At 38.0% G+C, this 10,932-nt stretch carries 7 protein-coding genes and 1 rRNA gene; all 8 read right to left on the bottom strand.

Annotated features, from left to right (window positions below):
• Nucleotides 1-1,538: 1,538 nt before the first annotated feature.
• The 8 genes from BLR53_RS19605 to rrf all read right to left on the bottom strand — a co-directional run bounded on the left by BLR53_RS19605 (nt 1,539) and on the right by rrf (nt 10,825).
• Nucleotides 1,539-2,606, bottom strand: coding sequence for an HlyD family secretion protein (locus BLR53_RS19605; RefSeq protein WP_074591864.1), 1,068 nt, complete (start codon nt 2,604-2,606; stop codon nt 1,539-1,541).
• Between the two features lie 61 nt (nt 2,607-2,667).
• Complete coding sequence (locus tag BLR53_RS19600; protein WP_074591863.1) at nt 2,668-4,845, bottom strand: peptidase domain-containing ABC transporter; 2,178 nt, start codon at nt 4,843-4,845, stop codon at nt 2,668-2,670.
• A 78-nt stretch (nt 4,846-4,923) separates the two neighbouring features.
• Nucleotides 4,924-5,793: a DUF6625 family protein gene (locus BLR53_RS19595; protein ID WP_074591866.1), complete on the bottom strand. Its 870-nt coding sequence runs from the start codon at nt 5,791-5,793 to the stop codon at nt 4,924-4,926.
• A 73-nt stretch (nt 5,794-5,866) separates the two neighbouring features.
• A complete protein-coding gene (locus BLR53_RS19590; protein ID WP_083332145.1) occupies nt 5,867-6,958 on the bottom strand; it encodes a glycosyltransferase in 1,092 nt (363 codons plus the stop codon).
• A gap of 90 nt (nt 6,959-7,048) precedes the next feature.
• Nucleotides 7,049-7,273 (bottom strand): hypothetical protein, encoded by a 225-nt coding sequence (locus tag BLR53_RS19860; protein ID WP_143007922.1) that lies wholly within the window; start codon nt 7,271-7,273, stop codon nt 7,049-7,051.
• A gap of 96 nt (nt 7,274-7,369) precedes the next feature.
• A complete protein-coding gene (locus tag BLR53_RS19585) occupies nt 7,370-8,965 on the bottom strand; it encodes a cysteine peptidase family C39 domain-containing protein (RefSeq protein WP_074591861.1) in 1,596 nt (531 codons plus the stop codon).
• Between the two features lie 321 nt (nt 8,966-9,286).
• Complete coding sequence (locus BLR53_RS19580; protein ID WP_074591860.1) at nt 9,287-10,318, bottom strand: glycosyltransferase family 61 protein; 1,032 nt, start codon at nt 10,316-10,318, stop codon at nt 9,287-9,289.
• A 395-nt stretch (nt 10,319-10,713) separates the two neighbouring features.
• A 5S ribosomal RNA gene (rrf, locus tag BLR53_RS19575) occupies nt 10,714-10,825 on the bottom strand.
• Nucleotides 10,826-10,932 lie beyond the last annotated feature (107 nt).

The following is a 10,932-nucleotide window of genomic DNA, read 5'->3' as shown; positions in this document are numbered from 1 at the left end:
ACTCTCCATTGTAAAATGTTGGTTTGAAACTGACCATTCTTAACTTGTATTAATAATAGTCTGTATTCTTATTTGTCTGTCAGACTTGACTCGAAATCCAGGTAAGTATTTCATGTACTTTGAAGCTGTACCTGTTTACCCTGTTTCTTTATAAATGACATCTCTTTAATGAACTTCTCGGCGTCACCTCTCGGCTGCCTATATCTGTTGCGATTCCTTATCCTGTGTTTCTCTGGTCTTATAGTCCAGGTCTGTTTAGATTTTTCCTCGTTTCAATCTTGTTAATCAATGTGGCGACATCCGTCGTACATTTTCCCGTTTTTGTTGGGACTGCAAAGGTAGAAATCTTTTTTAATTTAGGCAGGTTTTTTTTTTTTTTTTTTTTCTGAGTTTCCTTCCTTTTAATTACCAACAGGCGATCTTTCGATCTCCCCAAGCCGGCCTTCTAAAACCTTCCTTTACATCCTTTCAATTCCTTCTCTTTTTCTCTTACCTTCTCACATTTCCCTTCCTCCGAAGCGGGTTGCAAAAGTAGGAAAATTATTCCTACCGCCAAACAATATTACTGACTTATTTGTATAATACCGCTAAAACACTGTTGTTCAGTCAGAAAAATAACCGGTTATTGATCACCAGAAAATTGACTCCTCAGAAATCTGGTAAAAACCACATAGACACCAAACATTTCAATTCTTCAACCAGCCGTTTATAATTTATTAAGAGGCAAAAATCATTATTGCACTCATAAACAAATCAAAAAGAACAATGTGACCATGATCGATGAGATTATAAACTATAGTATATATATAAGTTATCTGCTCATCTTATTCGGCTGAAAGCCTTATTACTATTTAATACCCCACAAACTACCTACGATTTAAGCTATTCTTGTGGGTAGCGTGTGGGTTCACTGTGGGTTCACTGTGGGTAGAAGAAATTCTCTTGTTTGCTCTACTGAACCTCAATCAGTATTTGTTGCCTCTTTTCGGTGGTATATAGTCCTTATATTTCGCAGGATATTCAATTTGGTTACAGACCAGGTCGATGATATGTTTTTTGCCCTGGAAGATTTATTCAGAAAGGCAATTAGTAAAGCCTTATTCGGTTCGCTGCTAAAGATCCGTTTAAAACCAAAATTGCCAAGCGGATCAATATAAGCTGTGACCTCGTTTTCCACCATACTTTTCTTCTTTAAGATTATCGAAATGTAATCCCGATCGAAAACAAGATGGTAGTGCACATTAAAACTATACGTATACACAACATTAATATCCAACATCAGAAGATCAACGCGAAGGACTCTGCAGAAATATTTGTAGATCTGTTAAAAAATAGTTTGCGATGTGTTCATCATTATGCCTAACGTCATATGACATTTAATGCCTTAGTCATTAACAATATTACCAGTAGGGTTGTTCCCGCTACTGGTAATATTGTTAATGATTGCACTTTCACAAATGACCCGATTGGGGTTGCCTTATTTTCATTTAACTGCTTTCGAGCGGACATCAAATCCCGTTTCTTGCTGACATATTCCTCTAATTAGATCCGAAAGCTTTTAAAACGTTCCAGCTCAGCCTTTGAAAAATCGTAGCATCCTGCGTAATAATATCTGCATCGGCCATCATGCCCTGTTTAAGGAGAATTGGTTTGTTTTGATCTGAAGAGTTAGTCACCTTAAAATTAACTACTGACGTAAATATGCTGTCTTTAGGAATCTCCGATAAATAAATGATCGTCCCCCTAATCATACCATACTCTTCAAATGGATAACTTTTAAGCTTTACCAGCACCTCCTGGCCTTCTTTAATCTTACCCATGCTATTTTGCGATATGGCCATCTCGCCAAAAAACTGCTCATCTTCAGAGTTAATATAAAACACCTCTTGGTTAACAGCAAGAATCTGGTTCGTGTGAATGATACCTGCAAACCTTATTTTCCCCGCTTGCGAAGCTGTCAAAACATATTTATTTTTCCAATCCTCCGCCTGTGTTATCATACTGTTTAATGCCTGTGCGAATTTTGCCTTCTCCTTTAATTGATTTTTTTGTTTCTCAATATCAACCAGTTTCCGCTGTAATAAAACACTTTTTTCACCATAAAATCCTTTTTGTACCGCTAATTTGTACAATAAATATTCCTGGCAAAACAATTGGTAAGCAATTTGTAATTCTCCAAAGCGTGTATAATCGACCATAAAAAGCTCCTTATCTGCAGTAGGCTGGTTTTGCGCCAATTCCTTTTGTAGTAAATGAAGTTGGGCAAGCATCTTCATTACTGCCTCGTGGTCGGCAGTGCCTTCTAAAAGAGCTAATGGTTGCCCTGCCTTAACGCTTTCATTTTCTTTCACTAAAATTTTTATAAGCTTGCCGGATGAGTTCATAATAACAGGCTTTGGCGCGTTTGGAGAAACGACTTTTAGCGATGCTTTAACTATATCCGGATACCTGATAAGCGCGGAAAGACCAATGAGCAATACAAGCAAAATAAAAAACAAGGTGATGCCCCAGCGCAAGATCCATGAAGGAACCGCTGTAATAATATCCTGTACATCGCTGCTGTGCCTGGTTTCGTCGTCCTTTTCTTTATCGAATATTAAAGCCATAATAATTATATAGGAGCAAATGTGCAAATGAATCTTTAATCTTGTTTATGATTGAAATAGCCTACGTCCCTAGCTCCAGTTGATTCCTTACCAAGCTGTAATAATCTCCTTTAAGCGCCGTAAGCTCTTGGTGCGTGCCCTGTTCGATAATTTGACTCTTATTGAGTACAATAATGTTATCCGCATTGCTTACCGTGCTTAAACGATGCGCCACAATAACCACTGTGCGACCGTCAAAAAACTCCTGCAGATTATCCATAATAACACGCTCGTTATTGGCATCGAGAGAGTTTGTTGCCTCGTCAAATAGCAAATATTCAGGATCTTTATATACAGCACGTGCAATCAGGATACGCTGGCGCTGCCCCTGGCTTATGCCGTTGCCCTCCGCACCTATTTTGGTGTTGAGGCCCAGAGGAAGCTCATCGATAAAATCACGAATATTGGACACCTTAATGGCATGGGCAACCTTTTTCTTATCCGGGTATTCGTCTCCCACAGCTATATTGCGTTCAATACTGTCCGAAAATATAAAGCCGTCCTGCATCACAATCCCGCATTGACTCCGCCATGTTTTAAAACGGATGTTGTTTATGTTTTGCTGCCCTACTTTTATCTCACCATTTTGCGGCTCATAAAACCGGAGTAGCAATTTAAGTATCGTTGTTTTGCCACTGCCACTCATGCCTACTATAGCTGTCGTTTTACCTTGGGGAATATACAGACTAACGTTTTCCAGCACTGGCTCATTACCTGCACCAGCATAACGAAAAGTCAGGTTGTTTATTGATATACTTTTATTTTCCGGCAACGTCTGACTCAATTCCTTACCGGCTGGTTCCTCATCATTCATTTGATGTATCTCGTTAAGCCGCTCCAAGCTGATTTTAGCATCCTGAAAACCCTGTATAAAACCCAATAATTGCTCGATGGGGCTACTTAACTGACCCACAATATATTGCACAGCAACCATAGCGCCCAAAGTCAGGTGATTATTAATAACAGCTTCGGCACTCAAAAAAGTGATTAATATGTTCTTACCCTCATTGATTACGGTAGCGCCTCCTTGCTGGTACTGGCTAAGGGCAAGTGTCTTTACGTTGAACTTAAAAAGCCGGGCTTGGATATGTTCCCATTCCCAGCGCTTTTGTTGCTCACAGTTGTTTAATTTTATTTCCTGCATGCCGCTAATTAGTTGTACGATGCTGCTTTGGTTTTTAGCAGATACGTCAAAGCTTTTATAATTTAGCTCACGGCGATGTTTTAAAAACAATATTATCCAGGCGATATAAAGCAAACTACTAATAGCAAATACAAAGAATATCGACATATTATAATAAGCCAGAACGATAGAAAATACAATCAGGTTGAACATGGAGAAAATTGTGGTAAGCGTTGCCCCTGTTAAAAAAGATTGAATCGTTCTCTGGTCATTAATACGTTGCATAATGTCTCCCGTCATTTTAGCATCAAAAAAACTCATCGGGAGCTTCATGAGCTTAATTAAAAAATCCGTGAGGATAGCGATGTTGATTCGGGTACTAATATGCAGTAAGATCCAAGATCGGATGAACTCTACGCTTACCCGGCCTATAATGAGTGCTATCTGTGCGATAACGATTATATAAATGAAATTTAAATTTTTTGTATTGATACCTATGTCAACGATTGATTGCGTCAGGAAAGGCGTTATTAATTGCAATATACTGCCAATACCCAGTCCGAAAAGCAGCTGAATAATCAATCCACGGTAAAGGATTAAATATTTCAGCAGGAACGACCACCGCACTTCCATCGCTTTTTCATTATCCTGCTCATAGAATCGCGGAGTTGTAGATATTAATAATGCAATACCTTCAAGTTGATCCTTATCCTGCTGCCAACTTTTGTTAAAGCTTTTTTCATCAAGAACGAATAGCCCTCCAGCTGGGTCAGCAAGATAATATTTATTATTTTTGATTTTGTACAGGACTATGAAGTGATATTGCCTCCAATGTAATATGCATGGCAATTCTGCCTCCTTTAACTGTTCGTTGCTTAGTTTTACTCCTAAAGTACGAAACCCTATTTTTTCGGCTGCATCGCTGATGCCAAGCAGTGAAACGCCCTCCCTGTTAATTTCACAAAGGCGGCTCATTGTTTTTTGACTATAAGTACGACCATAATGCTTTGCTATCATACGCAGGCAGGTCGGGCCGCAATCCATGCTGTCAAATTGCTGGTAAAAGGGAAAGCTCATCTTCTAAATGTTTCTTCAAATTACACACCTCGTTATACAAAGTGTATGGTGAATCGAAATGGGTGCCATCTGTAGCAACTACGATGTTATAGTCTTTAAACCAGTTTTTCGCCCATTATATATATATTTTTGACTTATAGTAAAGGTCTCTTTAATTTGAGGATCTCTTTTTGGTGGTATAAAGTGTCTTTTAAAATCAATAAGATGATACAACAACACCTCAAACCTGTTTTTATAAATGAGTGTTCCGTTTTCCCACCTTAGCCGGCCCGGGCTTCCACCTTCTATAATATGCATATCAAAATAGGGTTTAATATAACCGCATGACTCCATTTTCTTTACAACATGCATCATGCTTTCTATCTCACTTTTTATTTCGTTAAATGGTTTTTCTTCTTCAAACTGCCGGTGAGTAAAATTAGTCTCGTCAAAACAGTAATGAACATTGCTGCTAAACACCTTTTTATAATCTTTACTGTGCGTATACAGCAAATTCATTTTTGAAGTGTTTTTGAACAATAAAAAACAACCTGGTATCCAGTCCGGCCTTGAACTGATTATATCATACTGGTCAAGAATATCATCATTCATAAATCCTCTGATGTCCCCAAAAACCAAGTCTATATCACAATGTCCCCATATATCATAGCCAACCAATAACTCAGAAAAAATATGTCCGTAAGCCGGCTTAAAATCACAGAGCTTATATGCGTTCGTTATGTTGGTGTCAAAACCAAGTTTGGTATTAATGAGCTCTTTAAGTTCTTCCAATGGCTTAAATATGAGCTTGACATTGAGTGGAAGTGATTTGTTGTAAGAGAAATTATCTGTAACAACATAAAAATCGACTGTCGGATTATAACCGCATGAATGTACAAAGTAATCAAAGTACCACGGTAACTTCCCGTAAAAACAGATTACCATACCTATACTCTTAAGTCTTTTCATGTTCATTTTGACACTTTAAAAGGCCTTTGACCAAAATAGACACAGTTTAAAACAGTATTGTAGATTAACGATATCACTGCGTAATATCAAATTCTGTGATAGCATCGTATAATGGCTTAAAACACTCTGATGATGAAAAATTTTTTGTTATAAAACCGTGCGCAAGCCGCTGCCTGGTTTCTCTCAAATATCTGTTTTGAATTAACTCTGATAGTGCCGCTATAAATGCGTCGTCGTCATCAGCGATTGAATAAACTCCATTTGCACCTGTCTCCATTCCTCTTGCACCGTGACGGGTGGTAACCAGTGGTTTACCATGCGCCAATGCTTCAAGGTTTTTTATTTTTAGCCCTGCCCCAAAACGTACCGGATTGATTATGATATCAGCTTCTTCATAAATTTTATGAAGGTCGCTTTCGAAGCCATTCAGATTTATTCCCTTTTTGTCTGAGCAATTGATTTCGGTGCATACGGTACCATAAATGTCAAGTTCCACATCGTATTTTGCACGTATTTTATCCCAACAATGCGCCACAAAATGGTTAATACTATCAACATTGGGTAAGTAGCAGCTCGCGATAAAAGCAATTTTCCTAACTTCAGGCCTCAATTCATGACAATAAATTTCGCTGGGGTGAGGGCAAAGCAAAACTTTCTGCCTGTCAACCATTAAGCATGCCTTATCAAAATCAGGCTGGTTTATCATCATCACATGGTCGTAGATGTTAAATATATCTGCTTCGTCGTTGTCCTGCATTTCATATAAGCTACCTCCATAATTAAACTTTTTAAATTGCGCGGTACGTTCACTTATAATATCGTGGGTATCCAGGATCACATGACAATCGTATGGCAAGAAATTTAAACAGTAACTGCTATGGATATACTCGACGATTAATACATCGAAGTGTCTGCTTTCCAATAAAGATTTCAACTTTGCACCATAGTCATTTGAATCCAAATGTCTTGCATGTTCCAGAATGACTAATTCGATCCCGTATTTATTTCTTACCAGGCTTTCAACGCTATCATGAGCAGGACCAGTGGCGACCACTGTTAAACAGAAATGAGCAGATAAATATTGTATCAAAGCTGCTATTCGCACCCTATGTCCCGAGCATCGTTCCCAAAAATCAACATCAGTAAATAGTAAGACCTTTTTCATTTATGGTATAACGTCATCTTAGACCTTGATAAATAATTATCAAATAAGCATAGAGGTAACGTTTACGCCGCCTCTATGCCCATGGGCTTATTAGATACAGCTCGATTGATAACAAGTCAATCCTGAACAGCAATTTGTATTGGGTCCGGAAATGCAATAAGAATAATGTGTTCCGCATGCGCCACTTCCAGTGCCACCAGGAGTAAAGGGAGATCCACCGTCGCCACCTGTACCGCTACCAGCCATAATACTTTTTAGTTCAGCTCTGCTTAGTACGTTTTTTACGTTACTTAGGCTTAATTTTTCAATCTTCATAATATAAGAATTTGGAAATTTTACCGTAACCACGCTCCGGTAATTTGAGCGATATGCATTTTATAAAGCGCATACTCCTTTAATTTAACAAATTGTCTATTGCAGCATATATTTCAAATCAGTCAACTGGTAATTAGAAGGTATTAAATGTCCATTTATAAGCATCGTTGGTGTGAAAGCTACTTTTGCCATCTCACACCATTCCCTTTGCGCATCCAGCTTATGATAGTCGGTTTCAATTAGTGTTACCGGATACGCCTTAGCCCATGCCTGGTAATTCTTTTGCTTTTGTTCGTACCAGTCATGCAATGCATCTTTTACCATTGTTTTATCCTCTAGTGCATTTAAAGCCATTAAATGCCTGGTTATTGGCGTTTGAAGATCTGTTTCGGTATTTTCCGCGGTGAACACTATGCGCGCCTGCAGGTCACCATTTTGATCTACAATTTCGTTAAGCAGCTTATGCATTTTTGCGCAAGGCTGGCAATAAGGATTACTTACCATAGTTATCACGTTACCAGCCTCAGCTTTGCCTAGCACTATACTCCAATTTTCATCAGGCTGCTTAAACTGCGGCTGTTCAGTAAGTAACTTGTTAAATAGCTCACTGTTATATTTAAACTTGCGCAATTGTTCTTTAAGGGGTTTCACCTGCTGCAGTTTAAGAAACAATGGTTTTAGTATCAGCCACAATAGAATGGGAGATAAAAAGCTTACCACCATTAATCGCAAAACTTCGTAATTTGTAAAGTCGAAATAAAAATGAGTTGAAGACGCATTAATGACCAGCGGTATAAATTCCAGCCATAATATGATCTGTATGGAACAGCATAATATACACCACTTTTTGGCTACACGCGCTTGGTAATAGATCGAATAGACTGTATATGGCAGGCTAACAAAGTTCAGCATCGCTAATACAGTTAGTGACCCGGCCAAACTTCCGCCGAATTGTAGTAGTAACCAGGTTCCTGCAAAATAAAAAAAGCCTACCTCGCTCCAGGTAAGCCCATCAAACACTTTGGCAGCTTTCGAAGATAATATAGCGTTACAGTCTGTTTTATCTCCGGGCTGACAAAGCACTTGAATAACTGGATTATTGCTGTCAACCGATTGTATTAATAATAAAATGGAGACAATTAATCCAGCGGTTTTGACGAGAGATAGTGACGCAATTGTCCATGTTAAATTTGAGAAATAACCACTGCCGTACAAAAGTAATAGTAAAATCGTTAAACAGCCTGCTGTTAACACAGCCGGTTTAAACTTGGAAGCCGATAACAGCAAATTGCGATTGGCAACAATTTTACTATTCGGTTCCGCAATAAGCACGACGCCACCAAATGCTGATTTAAAGTTGTCAAGGGTCAATTTATTTACCTCTTTCCTTTCGTCGGCGAAATAAACATAATTAGCATCCATTTTAGTGACAACTGCAAATTCTCCGCCATTGGTATTGAGGTTGACTAAAAACGGCAAAGGCAATTCACCCAGCAAATCTGATTCCGCTCTAAAGGCACTATTTTCAATTTTTAATGCGGTTAGCACGTCGCTTACAGCAAGCATGCTGGGATAATCAGGGTGTTTCTCTAGTTCATCAATAACACTATCCGGATCGATGGAGATCTTTAAATATTTTAAAAGATTAATTACGGATGCTTCGGCATTGGAGCGTTTAGTAAAAAATGGCATATAATATCCGTTAGATATTCAAAAACTAAAAAATAACCGCAAAACAGACGGACAGCAGCAATGAATCCGGAAGAAAAGAAGTAAAATCTGGTTTTAATATATTTGGTTAACTAAACGTAATAATAACATTTTGTAAAAGCAAAATTAATTTGAGATTAAAATACACATGGTAAAATAAGACGTGAAATCTAACCTACGGAGACAGGCCACCTGTTAACTGCTATTAACTAACCAGTTACATAACATATTCGTTACAACCATATACATAATACGACTGGAGACAGTTTCGTGAAAATTAATGGGAAATTTTTTACGCTTAAGCTAGCCGCTCAACATACTTAATAGGTTTCTTTCAAAAATTTTTGCGTCTATCATATAATCGCCCTCGAAATAGTCCTCTCGGCCATAGGTATCACAAAGCTGATGGTAATATTTAATGCCTAATGCTTCTGCCATATACCAAAATAATGGACTCGGGTGGTCGAGCTCGTTGGTTTTGTTTTTATGCAGCTCTAAAAGCGAGGTCCCCGACGCCATAAAAAGCATATTGGTAAGACCAGACCCATGTGTACCTACGAGATATTTTACTTGAGAAAAAATGGCAACCTGTTCTAAAAAACTATGACGTTCAGGATAAAAGATATCAAAATTATACTTTTCGACTATAGTTAGAATCTCGTCTTCATTAATTATGGCACGTCTTCCGGCAAGTTTCCTGCTGACATACAATCTTTCTATCCGATTCGTAATTACTGGTTTAACCGTAAAAACGTATTGGCTGTAAAATCTTCTAATTTGCCGTACGTGCATACCATTATAGGAATCACATTCCGGCTTAATCTGCGGTAAACAAAGATTTTTGACTAACACACTTTTACCGTTTGGTACAAAAAAGATATTTTTAATATTAAACGGTTCAATTGAGCCCATGATAAAATCGGCGTCTCTATAATATTCCGGCAAAATTAAAATAAGTGTATCAAGCTTCTTTCTGACCATCCATAAACGGAATATAGATTCACAAATCCAATGATAGTAGTTAAACCAGGGGTGATGAATTGTTAAATAAGTTTTGTCATCATCGAGTACGATCAAGTTTTCCGGATTATCTACAGCGTCGTAGTAACATTTTGCGGCTTCATTTCTATAATCATTAATCTGAAGCGGATAGTTATGGTGGCTTTCTTCAATTAGGCCTTTATGGTTCATACAAAAACCGGAAGAAGTCACAAAAACGTTTTTTAGGTATTTTACGCGTTGTTCATTTAATGTGTAAGATAAATGTGGCAAATACTTATCGCGATCCTCGTCACAAATATTCAAAGGATAAGGAACAGTGACTTTTTTTTCCATAAAGATTGAGTTACGCTACTATTTGGTAACACTAATATAGTCTTCGTTTTTTTGTATAACACAGTCGTACGGTAAATATATATCTCCATCAAATTTTAGGGCGTCCAAAGAACTTACAGCCTCTGTTTTAATCTCATTAAAACCGCAAGGTGTAATTAGGGGCTAATCTTCTGAAACAGAGGAGGCTTTAAGAAGGAACAACCTGTAAACAACAAATAATTATGTAGTTTGATCATTGGTAGTTGTAGCCTGATAATGAATAGAGGTTATTTCGCAATGCGATTAAAGAAGTGCAGCGGAGCTGCCTCACCAGAATTATAGTATGAATATGCTTCAGCAGAAAAAACCTGATAAACAAGAAAAGCCTGTAGTTTTCACTACAGGCTTTCTTTAAGATTTGGCACCGACCTACTCTCCCACGTGTTACCGCAGTACCATCGGCTCTGGTGGGCTTAACTTCTCTGTTCGGAATGGGAAGAGGTGGACACCACCGATATAGGCACCTAAATGTTTTTAATGTTAGTACAGCTAACAATCATAGATTAATTCGCTGCATAAACAATGACATATTATTGAAAGAAGTTAGTATGAAGAACAAACAACAGTATTCTACT

Source organism: Pedobacter antarcticus (assembly GCF_900103515.1).
Classification (GTDB): domain Bacteria; phylum Bacteroidota; class Bacteroidia; order Sphingobacteriales; family Sphingobacteriaceae; genus Pedobacter; species Pedobacter antarcticus.
Note: the sequence above shows the minus strand (reverse complement) of the source record. Positions and strands in the feature narration are given on the sequence as shown.